The following is an 18593-nucleotide window of genomic DNA, read 5'->3' as shown; positions in this document are numbered from 1 at the left end:
CTACCGATTACGCCGCTGAAACGCTATCTTCGCCAGCATAAAAGTGGGTGATTGCGACACGCCAGTGCGGTTGATGGCGCTCGCCCTTTCTCCCTGAAAAAACAGGAAATGTATGAGTCAATCAGAGAAACAGTCTCTGCCTGCTGGCATGCTGGCCGCCGCCGGCATCGTGTTTGGTGATATCGGTACCAGCCCGCTGTATACCCTCAAAGAGTGTCTGTCGATTTTGCCGGACGGCGCGCCGTCGGCGCTGGCGGTGATGGGCTTTCTGTCGCTGATATTCTGGGCGCTGACGCTCATCGTCACGCTGAAATATGTCTGCTTCGTGATGCGCGCCGACCACGACGGCGAAGGCGGCATTCTCACCCTGATGTCACTGGCACGCCGCAACGTTGGCCGCAAAGCCGGTCATATCATCGTGCTGGCCGGTCTGATTGGCGGCGCATTTTTCTATGGGGATGGCGTGATCACCCCGGCCATCTCGGTGCTGTCGGCCATTGAAGGGATTCAGGTGGTCTCGCCCGGGCTGGAAAAATATGTGGTGCCGCTGGCGCTCACCATTCTCGCGCTGCTGTTCATTATCCAGAAACACGGCACGGAAAAGGTCAGCCGGGTGTTTGGCCCGGTAATGTTTGTCTGGTTTGTGGCCATCGGCGCACTTGGTATACGCGGTATTCTGCTCAACCCGGAAGTGCTGCACGCGCTCAGTCCGTCCTATGCGCTGACCTTCCTGCTCAGCCACAAAGCGCTCTCGCTCGCGGCGATGGGCATGGTGGTGCTGGCGGTGACCGGCGCGGAAGCGCTGTATGCCGACATGGGCCACCTGGGCAAAGCGCCGATTCGTCTCGCCTGGCTGGTGATCGCCATGCCGGCGCTGATACTGAATTACTTCGGCCAGGGCGCGCTGGTGATCGCCGATGCGCAGGCGCTGAACAATCCGTTCTTTAATCTGGCTCCCGGCTGGGCGCAGATTCCGCTGATTGTACTGTCAACGCTGGCCACGGTCATCGCGGCGCAGGCGGTGATTTCCGGCGTCTATACCCTGACGCATCAGGCCATTCGCCAGGGCTTTTTACCGCCGATGCGCGTCATTTTTACTTCGCATACCGAGTCCGGGCAGATTTACATTCCGGTGGTGAACTGGCTGCTGTTCACCGCCGTGATGCTGATTGTGCTGGCTTTCCGTCAGTCGTCGGCGTTGTCCTCGGCGTACGGCATCGTAGTGACCGGCACCATGGTGATCACCGCCTGTCTGGCGGGCGTGGTGGCGCTGCGTAACTGGCGCTGGCCGCTGCCGCTGGCGCTGTTGTTCCTGCTGTGTATGCTGGTGGTCGACGTGCCGCTGTTCATCGCCAACCTGATGAAACTGCTGTCCGGCGGCTGGGTACCGGTGCTGCTGGCGCTGACCATGATGGGATTGATGCTGATCTGGAGCAGCGAGCGTAACCGCCTGATTCGCCGTTTGAATAACGATCAGGACGGTTTACTGGCGCTGATAAAATCGCTGGAGAGCAATCCGCCGAACCGCGTCGAGGGCACCGCCATCTTCCTCGCGCGTAAGGAGTTTGAAATTCCCCAGGCGCTGTTGCACAACCTCAAGCATAACCGCGTGCTGCACCGCCGCGTGGTGCTGTTGCATATCCGCACCACTGATACGCCGCGCGTCTATAACCAGCAGCGCATCAGCATTACGCAATTGTCGCCGTCGTTCTGGCAGGTCACTGCCGCCTACGGCTGGCGTGAAGTGCCGTCGATGGCCGAGATTCTGCATCTGTGCGGACTGGAAGGTTTTGGCTGCACGGTGAATGAAGCGTCATTTTTTACCGCACACGATACGCTGGTGATGAAAAAACGCCGCGGTCTGGCGCGGGTGCGCGGCGGAATTTTTCACTTCTGCCAGCGCAATGCATTACGTGCCCATGAGCAGTTTCATATTCCGCCCAACCGGGTGATTGAGCTGGGCGGTCAGCGCGAATTTTAAACCTCAGGCCACGGATGGCCTGCTCCTCCCGCCTTTTATTCTGCGCGGTAAATGTAAGCAGATGAAAAAATATTAGCGAAACATTACCGGAGTTGTGGCGGAACTTTTCTTAACATCTGATTAGCAATTAAAGCTAAAACGCATAACCTCAAAAGGTGTTTATTAACCCTACCGGCATGATGATTCACCGTGCGCTTTGCCGGAATGTATAAACCAATAAACAACGATCTCAGGATCGGTTAATTCACTTCCGGCTCTGTTGTTATTTTTGAGGAGTAAGACCATGAAAGCGTTAATTAACGATGTGATTTCCATTTTTACGCCGCAAAATGTTAAACCGGTTTTAATTCGCGCCGATTTGACGCACCGCGAATTATCTTCAATCCATCCAGCGGGTGTGACCTCCGTAAGCTGGGCCACGTCAATGGAAGAGTTAACAGACGCCATTGTGAAAAAAGCCCAGGCGGCCGGAGCCGTCGGTTATCACATCACCGACGTTGAATCGCATGAGCCGGGCCACGACGGCCAGCACGTGATGGCGGCCACCGCCACGCTGTATCACATCAATGATAAGGTGGCTTACGGCTGATGCTCGGATTAACGCGTTTTCTGTTTATGGCCTGCCCGTCATTTCCGGCAGGCTTTTTTCATTAAAATAGGCGGCGAGAAAATCGAGAAAAACTTTAATACGCTGCGATTCTGCGCCGCGTTGCGTATACACCGCCCAGATATTGGCTTCCTGATACCACTGCGGTAATACCGCCACCAGCTCGCCCGTCGCCAGATACGGCGCCACATCCCACGCTGAACGCAGCGCAATACCATGCCCCTGCAACGCCCAGTGCAGAATCACCTTGCCGCTATTGGAAGAGTAATGGCTGTTCAGGCGACACAACACCTGCTGCTCGCCATTGGTCAATGCCCAGTTACCAAATGAATTATCGCGTTCATTAATGATCAGACAGCTGTGATGAATTAACGCATCCAGCGAGGCTGGCATACCGGCGCGGGATAAATACGCTGGCGCGGCACATAAAATGCGCCGGTTGGCAATCAGCCGGCGGGCAATATAGGAAGGATTGAGATCGTCGCCAACGCAGATTTCCACATCCGTGCCGCTCTGTAGCAAATCGAATGCCCGATCGCTTAGCATCAGTTTAATATTCAGCGACGGATGCTGGTGAATAAATGCCGAAACCGCATCCGATAAATAGTCCTGACCGAAACCAAATGAGCAGCCGACGGTAATTTCCCCGGTCAGCTCGCCGCGCCACTGACGGAAATTATTGAGAAAGCCATCCATTTCCTGCACTACCTGCAACGCGCCCTCCAGCGCTTTTTCACCTTCCGGCGTCAGGCGCATCACGCGGTTAGTGCGGAAAAACAGCCGCGTCTCCAGCTGTTTTTCCAGAATGGCGATGCGTTTACTGATGTAAGACGGTGACTGACCCAGCTCAATCGCCGCGCGGCCGAAACCGTCATGCCGCGCCACGCTGATAAACACGTACAGGTCTTCAATCGACGGCCAACCCTGTAACGGCTTCTGATAACTTTTTCCGGCAAGCAGTATTTTCATAACAGCACATGGTGAGTGAACGCCACGTGGTTATAACACAGATCCCAGGAAGCGCTGAAGCGAGTGCAGAAACCGCTCTGGCACCTCTTCCTGCGGTGAATGGCCGCACGGTAACGCCTCGCCCTGCACCTGCAGCGCCTTGTCCTGCCAGGTGTGCACCACATCATACAGCTGACCGACCGTGCCCTTTTCGCCCCACAGCAGTAACAGCGGACAGGCAATGCGCCGGTCGCTGTCAGCGGCATCGTGTTGCAAATCGATGCTGGCGGCGGCGCGATAATCTTCACATACTGCGTGGATCATCGCCGGATCCCGATAGCAGCGCAGATAATCTTCAAACACCGCCGCTTCGGTCGCGCCCGGCGTTTTCAGTTGGCCATCAATGTGTTTACGCAAAAAGAACGCCGGATCGTGACCAATCATGGTCTCCGGCAGCGGGTGCGGCTGAATCAGGAAGAACCACCAGAAATAGCGCGTGGCGAACGCCTGATCGGTCAGCGCGTACATGGTGGCAGTGGGTGCGATATCGACAAACACGCAGCAGCTGACTTTCTCCGGATGATCGAGCGCCAGCCGGTGCCCGACGCGCCCGCCGCGATCGTGGCCGACAAACGCCACGCGCTGCAGGCCGAGCGCGTCGATCAGCTGGCTGATATCCTGCGCCATGCTGCGTTTGGCATACGGCAGATGCTCAGCGTCACTGGCGGGCTTGTCGCTGTCACCGTAGCCGCGCAAATCCGGCAGGATCACCTGATAATGCTGCGCCAGCTGTGGTGCGATTTTACGCCAGGCCAGATGATTTTGCGGATGGCCGTGCAGCATCAGTAAAGACGAGCCCTTGCCGCCGCTGGCCACGCGCAGCGTAACGCCATTATCCAGCGTCACATCCTGCAGGGTAAAACCGGCGATAAACGGCGACGGGCCGCGGTCGATAATCTTACTCATGGTTGCTCCCTGGTGCGCTGTAGCCACGGACGCTGCGCAAAGTGCTGCGCTTCAAACTGGCTGATATCCGCTTCATATTGCAGCGTCCAGTCCACCGCGCTGCCGCCACCGATCAGCATTTCGCGCTTCAGGGCACTGACCGTAAAGTGAATCACTTCATCCGCGAACTGAATGGTTTGCTGCTCCAGCGACACGCTGATGGTGTTGCGCTGCGCATCGGCGGCCACCGCGCTCAGACGCTGATAATCCGCCTCGCTCAGACTCAGCGTCAGCACGCCGTTACGCTGGCAGTTATCGTCAAAAATGCCGGCGAAGCTGGTGCCGATAATCGCGCGGATGCCCAGCTGATTCAGCCCCCACACCGCATGTTCGCGGCTGGAGCCGCAGCCAAAATTGGCACCGACCAGCAAAAACGTCGCGTTCTGCCAGCCCGGCTGATTAAGGATGAAATCAGGGTTTGGTGCACCGTCGGCCAGAAAGCGCAGGTCAAAGAACACGCCGCGATCCAGCCCCTGCCGGTCAATGCCTTTGAGAAACTGCTTGGGCATAATCACATCGGTATCGATGTTAGCAGCCGGCAGCGGTGCCAGCTTGCCGGTGATGGTAGTGAAAGCTTGCATATTACACCCCGGATTGCAGATAGTGACGAACATCAACCAGATGGCCCGCCAGCGCAGCGGCGGCGACCATCGCCGGACTCATTAAGTGAGTGCGCGCGCCCGCGCCCTGACGGCCGGCAAAGTTGCGATTGGTGCCCGATGCGCAGCGATCGCCCGATGCCAGCACATCCTCGTTCATCGCCAGACACATCGAACAGCCCGACTGACGCCACTCGAAGCCGGCGTCGATAAAGATCGCCGCCAGGCCTTCCGCCTCCGCCTGCTGCCGAACCTGGGTTGAGCCCGGCACGATGATGCCGCGCACGTGCGGCGCGATTTTGCGGGTACCAATCACCGCTGCCGCAGCGCGCAAATCTTCAATGCGCCCGTTGGTGCAGGAGCCGATAAACGCGTGGGTGATGGCAATGCCGGCCAGCGGCGTGCCGGCTTGCAGCCCCATGTAGTGCAGCGCATTTTTCATCGCCTGCTGTTTCACCAGATCGGGTTCGTCAGCCGGATTAGGCACGTGGCCGCTGATGGCGCAGGCCTGATCCGGGCTGATGCCCCAGGTGACTTTCGGTTCCAGATCGCTGCAATCAATGGTCAGTTGCCGGTCAAATACCGCATCATCATCGCTGCGCAACGTGCGCCACTCGGCCAGCGCCTGCTGCCACAGTTCGCCCACCGGCATTTGCGGTTTGCCGGCAATGTAAGCGTAGACCTTGTCATCCGGCGCGATAATCGCCCCGCGCGCGCCGGCTTCCACCGCCATGTTACACAGCGTCATACGCCCTTCCATGCTCAGCGCATCAATCGCGCTGCCGGTAAACTCAATCGCATACCCCGTAGCGCCGGATGCGCCAATCTGTTCGATCAACGCCAGCACGATGTCTTTGGCGGCGCAGCCAAACGGCAGCTCGCCGGTGACTTCAACGCGCATGGTTTTCAGCGTGCGATAAATCAACGTCTGTGTCGCCAGCAGGTGCTCGATTTCCGAGGTGCCGATGCCGAAGCCCAGCGCGCCAAACGCCCCGTAAGTGGTGGTATGGCTGTCGCCGGCGGCAATCACCATCCCCGGCATCACCAGCCCCTGCTCGTGCGCCACCACATGTTCAATGCCCTGTCGCGGGTCGAGCACGTCAAACAGCTCGATGCCAAAGTGTTCAGCATTTTTGCGGAAGTAATCGACCTGCAGCTGACCGCCAGCGTCGGTCATCGCCGCATCGCGCACTGGCCGCGTCGGGTTCACGTGGTCGACGTTGAGTAGAATAGTGGCCGGATGGCGCACGCGACGCGACCGGTCGCGCAGACCGCTAAACGCCTGCGGGCTGGTGTATTCATTGAGGATTGACCGGTCGATATAGAGCAGCACGTGCCCCTCATCGTCCAGGTGACGTACCACATGCTGTTCGATCAGCTTTTCATACAGGGTTTTGCCCGCCATGCTCATGTCCACGCGAAAGTTAAACAAGTCATCAGAGACCTTAGGGTAAACCCATTCGGCGTCAGATCATCAACACGCTCCGTGCAGTGATAGTGCATGATTTGTCATCGCGCCGGCGGATTTAATTTGACCTAAGTCTTGCCCGTGGTTATAAATAATAACCGCGCTCCGTTAGCGGATATATTGTTGCTTTTTCCCGCACTGCTGCTGTATTCCTGCCGTTTATTTCGCCATCCCGCTTTTATGAAAGTTAATTAATTGCCATCAATAGTTAATTAACTAAAAACAAGTTAATCTTTTCGTAACAATCTTTTAATTTGCCAACCGAATTTTTAACGTTCATCTGCAAAGAATAAACAGGACTGGCATGACTCAGACCAAAAAACTTGTGTCCGCGCTTTCGCTGACGGCACTGCTTGTCTCTTCAGCGATTCACGCTGAGAACGCACCAGAAAAAACCGACGTGCTGCTGATTGGCGGCGGTATCATGAGCGCCTCGCTCGGTACCTGGCTGCAGGAGCTGCAACCGGGCTGGAAACAACTGATGGTTGAGCGTCTCGACGGCGTCGCGCTGGAATCCTCCAACGGCTGGAATAACGCCGGTACTGGCCACTCTGCCAATATGGAGCTGAACTACACGCCAGAGCGTGCAGACGGTTCCATCGATGTGAGTAAGGCGCTGGAAATCAATGAATCGTTCATGATTACCCGCCAGTTCCTGACCAGCCAGGTACAGCGTGGCGTGCTGCACGATCCGCGTTCGTTCATCAACTCCACCCCGCACATGAGCTTTGTCTGGGGCGACAAAAATGTCGAATACCTGACCAAACGCTATGCGGCGCTGCAGAAAACCACCCTGTTCCAGGGCATGAAGTTCTCTACCGATCACAAACAGATCGAGCAGTGGGCACCGCTGGTGATGGAAGGTCGCGATCCGAATCAGAAAGTGGCCGCCACCTGGACGCCGGTGGGTACCGATGTGAACTACGGTGAAATTACCCGTCAGCTGATCGGCAGCCTGCAGAAAGATCAGAACTTCAAGCTGGAAACCTCCTCTGAGGTCACCGATTTCAAACGCAACAGCGACAACTCCTGGCACGTCACCATCAAAGACGTGAAGAGCGGCGCAAACCGTGAAGTGGATGCGAAATACGTATTCATCGGCGCGGGCGGTGCGGCGATCAAGCTGCTACAAAAAACCGGTATTCCTGAAGCCGATAACTACGGCGGTTTCCCGGTGGGCGGTTCGTTCCTGATGACCGAAAACCCGGAAATCACCAGCCGTCACCTGCAGAAAGTGTATGGTCAGGCTTCCGTAGGCGCACCGCCAATGTCGGTACCGCACATCGATGCCCGTAACCTCGACGGTAAAAAAGTGGTGCTGTTTGGACCGTTCGCCACGTTCTCGACCAAATACCTGAAGAACGGTTCGCTGTTCGATCTGCTGAGCGCCACCACCACCAGCAACTTCATGCCGATGACGCACGTGGGCATCGATAACTTTGACCTGGTGAAATACCTGATTGGTCAGGTGATGCTGAACGATGACGACCGCTTTGCCGCGCTGAAAGAGTACTACCCGAACGCGCGTAAAGAGGACTGGAAACTGATTCAGGCCGGCCAGCGTGTGCAGATCATCAAGAAAGATGCTGAGAAAGGCGGCGTGCTGAAGCTGGGTACCGAAATCGTGACCGATCAGCAGAAAACCGTGGCGGCCCTGCTGGGTGCTTCTCCGGGCGCATCAACTGCGGCACCGATCACCCTGAACGTGATGCAGAAGCTGTTCCCGCAGCAGTTCGCGTCGCCAGAGTGGCAGCAGAAGATCCGCGCTATCGTGCCAAGCTTCGGCCAGAAGCTGAACGGCAACACCGCGCTGACCCAGCAGGTATGGGATAACACCGCATCCGTGCTGCAGCTGACCAAACCGCCAGTGATTAACATGGACGATCAGCAGTCGGCACCTGCGCAGGCCAAACCGCGCGAAGAGTCCGCGAAGCAGGATATGGCGCTGTAATAGCGCCATCGCTGAGTCAATCGAACCGATGCCGGTGCGCGAGTAATCGCCCACCGGCATTTTTTTGTCTGAGGATTGGCTGAATGCTGTGTCAGATTGCGCAATAAAATTGCGCTGCTACGGTTTGTACGCGCTGTGATTACTGCACCTTGCAGCCGCACCTTATGTAGCGGCACGATTTATCGTGCTAGTTGTCCATCGCACTGCTGCCTGTTGCGCAATAAATTGCGCCGCTACGGTTTGTGCGCGTTGTGATTACTGCATCTTCCAACCGCACCTGGTGTAGCGGCACGATTTATCGTGCTAATTCAAAGGTTGCAAGGCAACAGTACGTGCGGGCTTTGTGAATCTTCCGTAGGGTGCGCATTCATGCGCACCTGGGAAAATAATTACGACTTCACATAATCCGAATAGGCATTTTGCAGCGCGATGTGGTCGGCAATATATTTCGCATCGTGCCACACGCCGTAAATAAACGACGACGCCCGGTTGACCAGATTGGGCAGGCCAAGGAAATAAATACCGCGCTCGGCAGAAATACCGCGCTTGTGGAATGGCAGGCCCTGTTCATCAAACGCATCCACCTGCAGCCAGCTGAAATCAAATTTAAACCCGGTGGCCCAGATAATGGTGCTGATGCCCGCCGCCTGCACGTCCAGCTGCATCAGCGGATTTAACAGGCAGTCCGGATCCGGCAACAGCTCCCACGCCTGCGGCTCGGCCGGTAAATCCAGCCCGTTGCGTTCTATGTACGCATCCGCATCGCGCAGCACCTCGAAATAAGCTCTGTCACCTTCGGCGATGTTCTCAGCCAGCCCCGGCGCAAAGCGCAGCACGCCGTTATCCCAGCGCTCGGTGATGCCGACCAGCGTAATGCCCATATGGGCCAGCCGGCGGAAATCCACGGTTTTACCGCCTTCATAGCCGCTGACGGCAAAGGCCACGTGCTGTTTCTTCGGCTTGATTTTCACTTCGTCCCACAGCCCCAGCGCGCCAAGCCACCAGCAGTAATCACGGTCGCGATAGGCGCGTGGCGGGCGGTAGTGCTCGCCGACCGACAGAAACACCTCGCGGCCGGCCTGACGCAGCTCCTCGGCAATCTGGGTGCCGGACGCACCCGCACCCACCACCAGCACCGCTCCGGGCGCCAGCTGCTGTGGATTCTTGTACGCCGATGAGTGGATCTGCTGCGGCACCGCGCCTTCAGGCACGATGGCCGGGAACGCGGGCTTCTGAAACGGCCCGGTGGCAGCCACCACATTGTCCGCGTCGAATTCTCCCACCGACGTCACCACCCGGAAGCCGCTGCGTCCGGGCAGCCGCGTCACCTGCTGTACTTCAACCCCGGTGCGCACCGGCGCGTTGAGCATCTTTGCGTAATCCTCGAAATACTGCGCCATGCGCTCTTTCGGCGGAAACGCCTCCGGTGAAATGTTATCAAACTTCAGCGAAGGAAAGCGGTCGTGCCACGCCGGGCCGTTTGCCACCAGCGAGTCCCAGCGTTCGGAGCGCCAGCGCTCGGCAATGCGGCTGCGCTCCAGCACCACGTGCGGGATCTGCATCTGCGCCAGATGTTCGCTCATGGCGATACCCGCCTGGCCCGCTCCGACAATCACGGTATTGATTTTTTCTACTGACATAGGTCATCCCCGAATAGTTGGCATGCCACCAGCGCGGCGCAAATATTGCGCCGCTGGCGATTAACACCAGGTTGTCATGTTTAACGGCGGCCCGATGGCACAGCGAAATTAATGCCCGGCCTCAACGTTTAATATTTTCCCCAGCCCGAAAAACTTATTGGCGATAATTAACATCGCGGCGGTCACCACAATATAAATAACCGACAGCGCCGCCAGCGTCGGGTCGGCAAATTCGCGCACGTAGTTGTACATCGCCACCGGCAGCGTCTGCGTCGCCTGGGTGGTAATAAACAGCGAGGCGGTGAATTCATTGAATGAGAGAATTGCCGCGAACAGCCAGCCACCAAACAGGCCCGGCAGAATCAGCGGCACGGTAATGGTCCATACCACGCGCAGCGGCGATGCGCCGAGGCTGGCCGCCGCCAGTTCTATCCGCTGCTCGAGATTTTTCAGCGATACATAGACGCTGCGCAGCACGAACGGCAGCACCAACACCACATGGCAGAAAATCACCAGCGCGTAGCCGCGTCCCAGGTTGAGCTGCGACACCAGCATCAGCAGGCCGAGGCCAATGGTGAAATGCGGAATAAACAGTGGTGACAGCAGAATGCTCTCCAGCACCTGTTTGCAGGGAAAGCGATAGCGCTCGATGGCAATCGCCAGCGTGGCACCGATGACCACCGCCAGCGTTGACGCCCATGCTGTGACAATCAGTCCGGACCAGAAGCCGTGACGAAAATCGTCGTAGCTCAGCGCCCGCTCAAACCAGCGCAGCGACCAGCCTTTCGGCGGGAAGAACAGCACGGAGGTGCTGCTGAACGACGAGATAAACACCACGACGGTGGGCAACATGACAAACGCCAGAATGGCGATCACCAGCAGTTTACCCAGCAGCGCAATCAGTTTGTCGTTGTGAGAACGGGTCATATCAGTGCCCTCCCATGGCGTGCAGGAAGCGCGTCATGCGCTTCAGCGCCAGCAGCAGCAGAATGGTCAGCAGCAGGCCAGCAATGCTCAGCGCTGCGGCAAACGGGAAGTTCATCGAGGAGAAGCCCAGCTGATACACCAGCGTAGCCACGGTACTGACGCGCCCGCCGCCAATCAGTTGTGGTGTCGCGAAAGCGCTGAAGGTCCAGGCAAACGCGGTGGTCAGGCTGGCGATGATGCCGGGAATGGACAGCGGAATGGTCACCGTCAGCAGCGCGCGGACCGGCCCGGCACCAAGGCTGGTGGCGGCTTTTTCGTAGTCCGGATTGATGTGTGACAGCGCCGTCGCCAGCATCAGCACCATGATCGGCATGGTGACATGCACCAGCGCGACCACCACACCGGTCTGGGTAAACATAAACTGGATCGGCTGGCTGATGATGCCCAGCGCCAGCAGCAGGCTATTAAGAAAGCCGCTATTACCGAGCACGATAATCCACGAATAGGTGCGCACCACTTCCCCCAGAAACAGCGGAGTAATCGCGATGATCAGAATGGTGGATTTGATCCACGCAGTGCGGGTGCGCACCAGCGCATAGGCCAGTGGGTAACTCATCAGCAAACCAAACAGGGCCGTTTTGGCACTGAGCAGCACGGTATTGAGAAACGCGTCGCCATAGATGCGTTTGAACAGGCCACTGAAATTGGCCAGCGTAAAGCCGCCGACATCCAGCGAGCCGGGGATGTATGCACGCACGCTGAACTGCATCACCGCAAACATCGCGACGACCAGCCCCATCGCGGTCAGCGTGGCGGGAAGAATGAACCAGGGTAAAAATGTCGGTTTTTTCGTCATGGACGTTACTGCCTGCATAGGTGTTACCGGCTACGGCGAGGCACCCGCCCCGCCGCAGCACCAGGACAATCAGTGAGACATGATGTTTTCAGAGAACCACTGACGCCACTCGGCGGTTTTCTCCGCACGCAGTTGGGGATCGGTATTGATGGTGGCATTCCACTGCGCCGGCGTGGTCAGCATGCCTGGCAGTTTCGCCAGCTCCGGATCGATATGCGCGTTGGTCACCGTCGGGCTACCGCGATAGATCTTCGCCACCTGCTGCTGAATTTCCGGTTTCAGTGCGATGTTGATGAACTTGTACGCCAGATCGGCATGTTTGCTGCCTTTATTGATGCCGACGGTATCCACGCCGAGGATCGCGCCCTCTTTCGGTATCGCCAGCTTAATGTTGACCCCTTCCGCAATCATGCTGTAGGCGTTCATCGACAGCATCACCTGCACCGGCGTTTCTCCGGTGGAGATCAGCTGCTGACTGTTGGCATCATCGGTGTAGAACGATTTGATGTTAGGAATCAGCGCTTTCAGCTTCGCCTGGCCCTGCTGCCAGTGCGCCGCATCGCTGCCGGAGAGTTTGGCGGCCACGGCGATGATGTGGCTCGGATCCCAGTCGGGCAGCGCCAGCGTGCCCTTCAGCTCCGGCTTCCACAGGTCGTTCCAGCTGGTGAAGGTTTCCCCTTTCGGCACCAAATCCGGACGGTAGCCAATGGTGTAGACGTAGCCCCACACGCCAAGATGATACGGGCTGACTTTCGCCTGCTGCACCAGATTGACCGCGTTAGGAATTTTGCTCATGTCGAGCTTCTCGAACAGGCCGCTGTTGGCATACAGATAGCCGACGTGCGCGGTGGTAAAGGTCACGTCAGTTTCCGGCGAACCGCCCGCCAGTTTGGCTTTGTTGAGGCGATCGATGGTGCCGCCGGTGACGAACTGCACTTCGACGCCGGTCTCTTTGGTGAACTCTTTAGCGATGGTTTGATCGATCAGATCTTTAAAGCTGCCGCCCCAGGTGCTGACAATCAGCTTGTCGGCGGCCATGGCATTCCCTGCGCTCAGAATTCCCGTGGTTAACAACGTTAAGGCACACATCTTACGCAACATATTTTTGTCCCCAGTGAATGAAAAGGCTGTTATCGCTGCTCTGAACCACCGTTGATTCGCCACGGCGCGCTGCGCCAAAACAGTGCGAAAGTGAAAAGCAGGTGTCACAGCGATTCTGCCGCTGGCCGCTGCTGCGGTAAAACAGCCTTTTCCTCGCCGTTGCATCGGAATTTCTGACGCTAAAAAAGTCGCTGCTTTGCAACGGATTTTCTTAAGCCTTAGTGAGGCAGAAGCGAATGGGCGTGAAGGCCCAGGCAGGGGATTATGCTGCCATTCGCTGTCCGGCATGATAAATGCATGGAAACAGGGGTAAATAGAAAAGCCGGCGCGACAAGATCGCGCTGGCGACACCAGGAGAATCTGCATGCTCAGTCGCATCACCCAGCGCCAGCTGGAATACTTCGTCGCGTCCGGCGAAGCCGGCAGCATTATTGGCGCATCCGAACGTATTCACGTGTCGTCACCGTCGATCTCGGCCGCCATTACCCACATCGAATCCGAGCTGGGGGTGCAGCTGTTTGTGCGCCACCACGCGCAGGGCGTGTCGCTCACCGCCATTGGCCATCAGGTATTAAAAGAGGCGAAGCTGATTCTGGAACAGATGTCGAATCTGTATACCATCGCCTCAGAGTCGCTGAATAACGTGCGCGGCCCGCTGCGCGTCGGCTGTCTCGACACGCTGGCCCCGATGCTGACGCCGGAGCTGGTGTTTGGCTTTGGCCGTGCCTTCCCCGGCGTGCGCATCACGCTGGTGGAGGGCAATCATGAACAGCTGCTGAAACAGCTGCGCGCCGCCGATATCGATATCGCGCTGACCTACGATCTGGTGCCGGCCAGCGACATCGCGTTTCAGTCGCTGGCGCAGCTGCCGCCGTATGTGATGGTCGGCGAACATCACCCGTTTGCCAGTCAGTCTGCGGTGACCATTCAGGATCTCGCTACGGTGCCGATGGTGCTGCTGGATATGCCATGGAGCCGCGAATATTTTCTCAGCCTGTTTAGCGAAGCGGGCGTCACGCCCAACATTGTGATGCGCTCTGGCAATATGGAAGTGGTACGCGCGATGGTGGCCAACGGCGTGGGATTTGGCATCGCCAATGTGCGGCCCAAAGCCAATCTGTCGCAGGATGGCAAACGGGTGATCCGCGTGCGCCTTGCCGGCGTGAACCGGCCGATGTTACTGGGATACGCCACGGTGGCCCACGTGCAGCAGTCGATGGTGGTCAACGCCTTCGCCGAACGCTGCCGCATGTTCATCTCCGATCAATACATTCCCGGCATGGCCGCGCCAAGCTACTTCGACCCGCAGGTGGTGCGCGTCGCCTGACGCGCTCAGTAACCCCGCGCGGGAAACACCTGGTTGAGCACCGGCTCGCCGCGCATCACCCGCTGGATGTTATCAGCCACCTGACGCGCGGCGCTGGCAGGGATCGCCACCGACGCCAGATGCGGGGTGATCAGCACATTCTCCATGCCCCACAGCGCATCGTCGGGCGGCAGCGGCTCACGATCGAACACGTCTAATGTGGCGTGCCCGATCTGTCCGCTCTGCAGCGCCGCGGTCAGCGCGGGCTGATCGATAATCGCGCCGCGCGACACGTTGATCAGCGCGCAACCCGGTGGCAACCGCGCCAGACGCTGCGCATCCAGCAAACCATGGGTTTGCGGCGTGAGCGGCAGCATCACCACCAGAATGTCGCTGCTGGCCAGAAACGCATCCAGCGCCTGCGCACCGCTGACGCAGTGAATGCCGTCCAGCGCTTTGGGCGACCGCGACCAGCCGCGCACGTCGAAGCCCTGACGCGCCAGCTCGCGCGCCGCGTACGCACCCAGTTCGCCCAGCCCCAACACGCCCACGCGAATCGACGCCGGCTCGCGCGGATGCAGATAATGCCAGCGACGTTCACGCTGTGCGCGCTCAAATGCCGGTATGTCACGCGCGTAACGTAGCACGGCAAACAGCACGTAACCGGCCATCATGCGCGCCATATCCGGGTCCGATAGCCGGACGATCGGGATGTCAGGCAGGTCGTCGCGCCCCACCAGCGAGTCGACGCCCGCGCCCAGATTCACCAGCAGTTTCAGCTGGCGATACGGGGCAAAAAAGCCGCGCGGCGGCTTCCACGCCAGCGCAAACTGCACGCTATCGGCATCCGCAACCTGATCGGCACGGCAGATAGTGACATCCGGTAATTGTGGTGCCAGCAGCGCCGACCACGCCTCGAAGCTGTCGAACTCGCTATAAAACACCAGCGTCGTCATGCGCTGGGCTCCTGTAGCAGCGTCGCCAGCGCATCGATAGCCAGTTCATAACCCAGCGCGCCCAGCCCGGCGATCACGCCGGTGGCGGCTTTCGACACCAGCGACTGATGACGAAACGGCTCGCGCTGCCAGATATTGCTCATGTGCGCTTCGATGATCGGGCCATCGAACATCAGCAGCGCATCCAGAATCGGTACTGATCGGTACGACAACCCGGCGGCATTGATGATCAGCCCGTCCGCCTGCTGGCGCGCTTCCTGAATCCAGTCCACCAGCACTCCTTCATGGTTGCTCTGACGAAACTGCAGCCTGAGGCCGTGCGCGTCGGCGCGCCGCTGACAGCGCTCGCCGATGCTGGCGAAACTGTCGCTGCCGTAAGTACCGTGGCGATCCATGCCGTACAGATTGGCATTGGGCCCATTGAGAAAGAAAATCTGAGACATTGCGGCTCCGTTACAGGTGCGGGCGCGTCGCGGCCATCGCCGGATGCGCATCAAAGAGGGCAAACCAGGCGGCGCTCTGCGGATGCGTGGCGCGCCAGTTGAGTTCAGCAAAACGGAAGTCGAGGTAGCCCAATCCGCAGCCGATGGCGATCAGCCCGAGATCGTCAGGCGTGCGGCTGAACGCCTCCGCCTGCTGCTCAATGGCCGCCAGCGCAGCCGCCACTTTGGTCAGCTGCGCATCGCGCCACGCTGACCACTGCTTTTCCAGCGGGCGGGCGCTGGTTTCGTAGCGCGCCAGCAGCGCGGCGTCCAGCAGCCCATCACCCAGCGCCTGGCGCGTAAGGCACAGCCAGCGCGCCTCGCCGTCTGCCGGCAGCAACTGGCCCGCGGCGCGGTGGTTAAGGTATTCGCAGATCACCCGGCTGTCGTATAAACATAGTCCCTGTTCGGTGCGCAGCGCCGGCACTTTAGCCAGCGGATTAAACGCGGCAATGCGCGCATCGCGCTCGATGGGGTGCGCCGCCGACGCCAGCAGGGTGATCTCCGGCGCCAGACCCAGCAGCTGGGCGCACACCATCACTTTTCGCACGTAAGCCGAGGTAGAGGCGTAATAGAGTTCCATCATGGCATAGCCTCCGCATCTGGCAGCAGCAGCACTTTGCCGATATTGGCATTGGCTTCGAGGATGCGGTGCGCCTGCGCGGCGGCCGTCAGCGGCAATCGCTGATGCACCTGCGGCGTGATGCGCCCGGCGGCCAGTAAAGGCAGCAGATGGGCGCGCACGCACTGCGCCAGACGCGCTTTTTCCGCTGCGCTTTTCGGTCGCAGCGTGGAAGAGGTCAGGCTTAAGCCTTTGCGCATAATCAGCTGTAAATCGATCTCCACCGTGGCCCGCTGCATAAAGGCGAGGCTGACGTGCCGCCCGCCCGCTGCCAGCACGCTGAGGTTGCGCGCAATGTAGTCGCCGCCGACGTTATCCAGCACCACATCCACGCCGCGTTCCCGGGTCAGCGTCTGAATCACCGCCACAAAATCTTCGCTATGGCGATCAATGGCGCGCCACACGCCCAGCTGCTGCAGCGCGGCAATTTTTTCTGCACCGCCGGCGGTGGCAATCACCCGCGCGCCACAAGCCTGGGCGCACTGGATCGCCAGCGTGCCCACGCCGCTGGCCGCGCCGTGAATCAGCACGCTGTCGCCCGGCATCAGACGGCCCAGCTCAAACAGGTTGTGCCAGACGGTAAACGCGGCTTCGGGAAAACCCGCCGCGTGGCTGAGAGGCAACGTGTCCGGCACCGGCAGGCACAGGTCGGCGCGCGCCACGCAGTATTGTGCATAACCGCCGCCGCTCAGCAGCGCCATCACCGCCATGCCCGGCTGCAGTTCGCTGACGCCTGCGCCGAGCGCAACGATGACGCCCGCCGCTTCCAGCCCGAGAATATCGCTGCAGCCTGGCGGCGGTGGCATGCCGTTGCGCTGCAGAATATCGGGCCGGTTAACCCCAGCGCTGACCACGCGCAGCAGCACTTCGCCCGGTCCCGGCTGCGGCACCGGGCGCTGCACCGCAGTCAGCACTTCTGCACCACCCGGCTGCGCGGCGATGATCGCCGTCATGGTTTCCGTTGCCATGCGCTAACCTTGTGCGTCGCTGGCGAAGGCGCAAACGCCCTCGTCATCAAACGTCAGCCCTACCACGCTGCCGACCGGCCAGCGCGTCAGCGCCTCCAGTCCGGACTGCCGGGCAAACAGTGAGGCACTGCCGAGCGCCGGAATGTCGAGGTGCACGTCAACGTGATCGCCCTGAAACACATGCGTCAGCACCGTGGCGCTGAGCAGCGCCTGCGGACCGAGCGGCGCCAGCTGCACATTTTCCGGACGCACATACACATCGAGCCGGTCGCCGACGCTGGCCTGCACCCGTTTGGCCGGCAGGCGCAGCGTGTTACCGCCCAGCTCCAGCAGCGCGCTGGTGTCGCGGCCGGCGTAGCGGCCCGGCAGAATATTCACGTCACCGACGAAGCTGGCGACAAACGGATCCTGCGGGCGGCGATAGATCTCATCCGGCGGCCCAATCTGGCGCACGTGTCCGGCCGACATCACTACCACGCGGTCGCTCATGCTCAGCGCTTCGCCCTGATCGTGGGTAACAAAGACCGTAGTCACGCCGAGTTTGCGCTGAATCGCTTTCAGCTCGACCTGCATGGATAACCGCAGATTTTTATCCAGCGCGGAGAATGGCTCATCCAGCAGCAACACTTTCGGGCGAATCACCAGCGCACGCGCCAGCGCCACGCGCTGCTGCTGCCCGCCGGACAGTTCACGCGGCTTGCGCTGGCCATAACCCGCCAGCTTCACCAGCGCCAGCGCCTGCCCGACCCGCTCGGCGATCTCCGCTTTCGGCACGCCGCGCATACGCAAGCCGTAGCCGACGTTTTTCTCCACCGTCATGTGCGGAAACAGCGCGTAGTTCTGAAACACGATGCCGATCTCGCGCTGATAGGGCGGGATTTCCGTTACCAGTTCGCCATCGATAAAAATCTCACCGCCGTCGGCTTCGGCAAAGCCGGCCATCAGGTTCAGCAGCGTGGTTTTGCCGCAGCCGGACGGGCCGAGCAGCGTAATGAACTCACCTTCGTGGATGGTGAGAGAAATTTTATGCAGCGCGATGGCATCACCAAAGCGCTTCAGGACGCCATCCAGCTGCACCGCCACGTTGGCCTTATGCGGCGCCGATGACAGCGGCTGCGGAAACGGGGTTACTTCTGCACTGACCATACAATCTCCGGATTCGGACGGGGTGGCTCG

Annotated in this window: 17 protein-coding genes; 4 read left to right on the top strand and 13 right to left on the bottom strand. The window is 59.3% G+C overall.

What is annotated here, in order from left to right:
* Window positions 1-112 precede the first annotated feature (112 nt).
* Together kup and K7H94_RS19855 are read left to right on the top strand one after the other, a co-directional pair.
* Window positions 113-1981 (top strand): low affinity potassium transporter Kup, encoded by a 1869-nt coding sequence (gene kup / locus K7H94_RS19860; RefSeq protein ID WP_215800960.1) that lies wholly within the window; start codon window positions 113-115, stop codon window positions 1979-1981.
* 283 nt (window positions 1982-2264) lie between these two features.
* Window positions 2265-2570: a YdgH/BhsA/McbA family protein gene (locus K7H94_RS19855; RefSeq protein ID WP_021509483.1), complete on the top strand. Its 306-nt coding sequence runs from the start codon at window positions 2265-2267 to the stop codon at window positions 2568-2570.
* 24 nt (window positions 2571-2594) lie between these two features.
* On the opposite strand, the gene K7H94_RS19850 is transcribed toward K7H94_RS19855, so the two are convergent.
* The 4 genes from K7H94_RS19850 to leuC are packed head-to-tail and all read right to left on the bottom strand — an operon-like array spanning window position 2595 to window position 6545.
* A complete protein-coding gene (locus tag K7H94_RS19850) occupies window positions 2595-3557 on the bottom strand; it encodes a LysR family transcriptional regulator (RefSeq protein ID WP_141496037.1) in 963 nt (320 codons plus the stop codon).
* A 30-nt stretch (window positions 3558-3587) separates the two neighbouring features.
* Window positions 3588-4502: an alpha/beta fold hydrolase gene (locus K7H94_RS19845; protein WP_141496038.1), complete on the bottom strand. Its 915-nt coding sequence runs from the start codon at window positions 4500-4502 to the stop codon at window positions 3588-3590.
* The gene (leuD, locus tag K7H94_RS19840) at window positions 4499-5122 is read right to left on the bottom strand and encodes a 3-isopropylmalate dehydratase small subunit (protein WP_058775054.1); all 624 of its coding nucleotides are present in this window, start codon (window positions 5120-5122) and stop codon (window positions 4499-4501) included. The genes K7H94_RS19845 and leuD overlap by 4 nt, the downstream gene beginning before the upstream one ends.
* A 1-nt stretch (window position 5123) precedes the next feature.
* Window positions 5124-6545 carry a 3-isopropylmalate dehydratase large subunit gene (leuC, locus tag K7H94_RS19835; RefSeq protein WP_222952389.1) on the bottom strand — a complete coding sequence of 474 codons (1422 nt, stop codon included), beginning with the start codon at window positions 6543-6545 and terminating at the stop codon, window positions 5124-5126.
* 367 nt (window positions 6546-6912) lie between these two features.
* On the opposite strand from leuC, the gene mqo reads away from it, so the two are divergent.
* Window positions 6913-8559: a malate dehydrogenase (quinone) gene (gene mqo, locus K7H94_RS19830; protein WP_222952332.1), complete on the top strand. Its 1647-nt coding sequence runs from the start codon at window positions 6913-6915 to the stop codon at window positions 8557-8559.
* A gap of 389 nt (window positions 8560-8948) precedes the next feature.
* Here mqo and K7H94_RS19825 read toward each other — a convergent pair whose 3' ends face one another.
* The 4 genes from K7H94_RS19825 to K7H94_RS19810 all read right to left on the bottom strand — a co-directional run bounded on the left by K7H94_RS19825 (window position 8949) and on the right by K7H94_RS19810 (window position 13083).
* On the bottom strand, window positions 8949-10199 hold the full coding sequence (locus tag K7H94_RS19825) for a flavin-containing monooxygenase (protein WP_058775056.1): 1251 nt from the start codon (window positions 10197-10199) through the stop codon (window positions 8949-8951).
* Between the two features lie 108 nt (window positions 10200-10307).
* On the bottom strand, window positions 10308-11126 hold the full coding sequence (locus K7H94_RS19820; RefSeq protein WP_021509490.1) for an ABC transporter permease: 819 nt from the start codon (window positions 11124-11126) through the stop codon (window positions 10308-10310).
* Window position 11127: 1 nt separating this feature from the next.
* Window positions 11128-11982 (bottom strand): ABC transporter permease, encoded by an 855-nt coding sequence (locus K7H94_RS19815; protein ID WP_021509491.1) that lies wholly within the window; start codon window positions 11980-11982, stop codon window positions 11128-11130.
* Window positions 11983-12051: 69 nt separating this feature from the next.
* Entirely contained in the window at window positions 12052-13083 is a 1032-nt protein-coding gene (locus tag K7H94_RS19810) for a polyamine ABC transporter substrate-binding protein (RefSeq protein WP_058758799.1), read from the bottom strand.
* A gap of 364 nt (window positions 13084-13447) precedes the next feature.
* Here K7H94_RS19810 and K7H94_RS19805 point away from each other — a divergent pair, with 364 nt between their 5' ends.
* On the top strand, window positions 13448-14410 hold the full coding sequence (locus K7H94_RS19805) for a LysR family transcriptional regulator (RefSeq protein WP_021509493.1): 963 nt from the start codon (window positions 13448-13450) through the stop codon (window positions 14408-14410).
* A gap of 5 nt (window positions 14411-14415) precedes the next feature.
* Here K7H94_RS19805 and K7H94_RS19800 read toward each other — a convergent pair whose 3' ends face one another.
* Genes K7H94_RS19800 through K7H94_RS19780 form a run of 5 tightly spaced genes read right to left on the bottom strand, consistent with a single transcriptional unit; the run spans window position 14416 to window position 18563 of the window.
* Complete coding sequence (locus K7H94_RS19800) at window positions 14416-15345, bottom strand: 2-hydroxyacid dehydrogenase (protein WP_222952331.1); 930 nt, start codon at window positions 15343-15345, stop codon at window positions 14416-14418.
* Window positions 15342-15788, bottom strand: coding sequence for a type II 3-dehydroquinate dehydratase (locus K7H94_RS19795; RefSeq protein ID WP_058758800.1), 447 nt, complete (start codon window positions 15786-15788; stop codon window positions 15342-15344). The genes K7H94_RS19800 and K7H94_RS19795 overlap by 4 nt, the downstream gene beginning before the upstream one ends.
* Before the next feature lie 10 nt (window positions 15789-15798).
* On the bottom strand, window positions 15799-16413 hold the full coding sequence (locus K7H94_RS19790; RefSeq protein WP_222952330.1) for a glutathione S-transferase: 615 nt from the start codon (window positions 16411-16413) through the stop codon (window positions 15799-15801).
* Window positions 16410-17417 (bottom strand): NAD(P)H-quinone oxidoreductase, encoded by a 1008-nt coding sequence (locus tag K7H94_RS19785; RefSeq protein WP_058758802.1) that lies wholly within the window; start codon window positions 17415-17417, stop codon window positions 16410-16412. Before K7H94_RS19785 ends, K7H94_RS19790 begins: the two co-directional genes overlap by 4 nt.
* A gap of 3 nt (window positions 17418-17420) precedes the next feature.
* Window positions 17421-18563, bottom strand: a complete 1143-nt coding sequence (locus K7H94_RS19780; RefSeq protein ID WP_021509498.1) for an ABC transporter ATP-binding protein — start codon at window positions 18561-18563, stop codon at window positions 17421-17423.
* Window positions 18564-18593 lie beyond the last annotated feature (30 nt).

The sequence above is a fragment of the Pantoea dispersa genome (assembly GCF_019890955.1).
Classification (GTDB): Bacteria; Pseudomonadota; Gammaproteobacteria; order Enterobacterales; family Enterobacteriaceae; genus Pantoea; species Pantoea dispersa.
This window is presented reverse-complemented; position numbering and strand designations above follow the sequence as displayed.

Bases quoted from the DNA above. Each gene is read 5' to 3' on its own strand.
- kup (WP_215800960.1), top strand. From the start codon at position 113: ATGAGTCAATCAGAGAAACAGTCTCTGCCTGCTGGCATGCTGGCCGCC.
- K7H94_RS19855 (WP_021509483.1), top strand. From the start codon at position 2,265: ATGAAAGCGTTAATTAACGATGTGATTTCCATTTTTACGCCGCAAAAT.
- K7H94_RS19850 (WP_141496037.1), bottom strand. From the start codon at position 3,557: ATGAAAATACTGCTTGCCGGAAAAAGTTATCAGAAGCCGTTACAGGGT.
- K7H94_RS19845 (WP_141496038.1), bottom strand. From the start codon at position 4,502: ATGAGTAAGATTATCGACCGCGGCCCGTCGCCGTTTATCGCCGGTTTT.
- leuD (WP_058775054.1), bottom strand. From the start codon at position 5,122: ATGCAAGCTTTCACTACCATCACCGGCAAGCTGGCACCGCTGCCGGCT.
- leuC (WP_222952389.1), bottom strand. From the start codon at position 6,545: ATGGCGGGCAAAACCCTGTATGAAAAGCTGATCGAACAGCATGTGGTA.
- mqo (WP_222952332.1), top strand. From the start codon at position 6,913: ATGACTCAGACCAAAAAACTTGTGTCCGCGCTTTCGCTGACGGCACTG.
- K7H94_RS19825 (WP_058775056.1), bottom strand. From the start codon at position 10,199: ATGTCAGTAGAAAAAATCAATACCGTGATTGTCGGAGCGGGCCAGGCG.
- K7H94_RS19820 (WP_021509490.1), bottom strand. From the start codon at position 11,126: ATGACCCGTTCTCACAACGACAAACTGATTGCGCTGCTGGGTAAACTG.
- K7H94_RS19815 (WP_021509491.1), bottom strand. From the start codon at position 11,982: ATGACGAAAAAACCGACATTTTTACCCTGGTTCATTCTTCCCGCCACG.
- K7H94_RS19810 (WP_058758799.1), bottom strand. From the start codon at position 13,083: ATGTTGCGTAAGATGTGTGCCTTAACGTTGTTAACCACGGGAATTCTG.
- K7H94_RS19805 (WP_021509493.1), top strand. From the start codon at position 13,448: ATGCTCAGTCGCATCACCCAGCGCCAGCTGGAATACTTCGTCGCGTCC.
- K7H94_RS19800 (WP_222952331.1), bottom strand. From the start codon at position 15,345: ATGACGACGCTGGTGTTTTATAGCGAGTTCGACAGCTTCGAGGCGTGG.
- K7H94_RS19795 (WP_058758800.1), bottom strand. From the start codon at position 15,788: ATGTCTCAGATTTTCTTTCTCAATGGGCCCAATGCCAATCTGTACGGC.
- K7H94_RS19790 (WP_222952330.1), bottom strand. From the start codon at position 16,413: ATGATGGAACTCTATTACGCCTCTACCTCGGCTTACGTGCGAAAAGTG.
- K7H94_RS19785 (WP_058758802.1), bottom strand. From the start codon at position 17,417: ATGGCAACGGAAACCATGACGGCGATCATCGCCGCGCAGCCGGGTGGT.
- K7H94_RS19780 (WP_021509498.1), bottom strand. From the start codon at position 18,563: ATGGTCAGTGCAGAAGTAACCCCGTTTCCGCAGCCGCTGTCATCGGCG.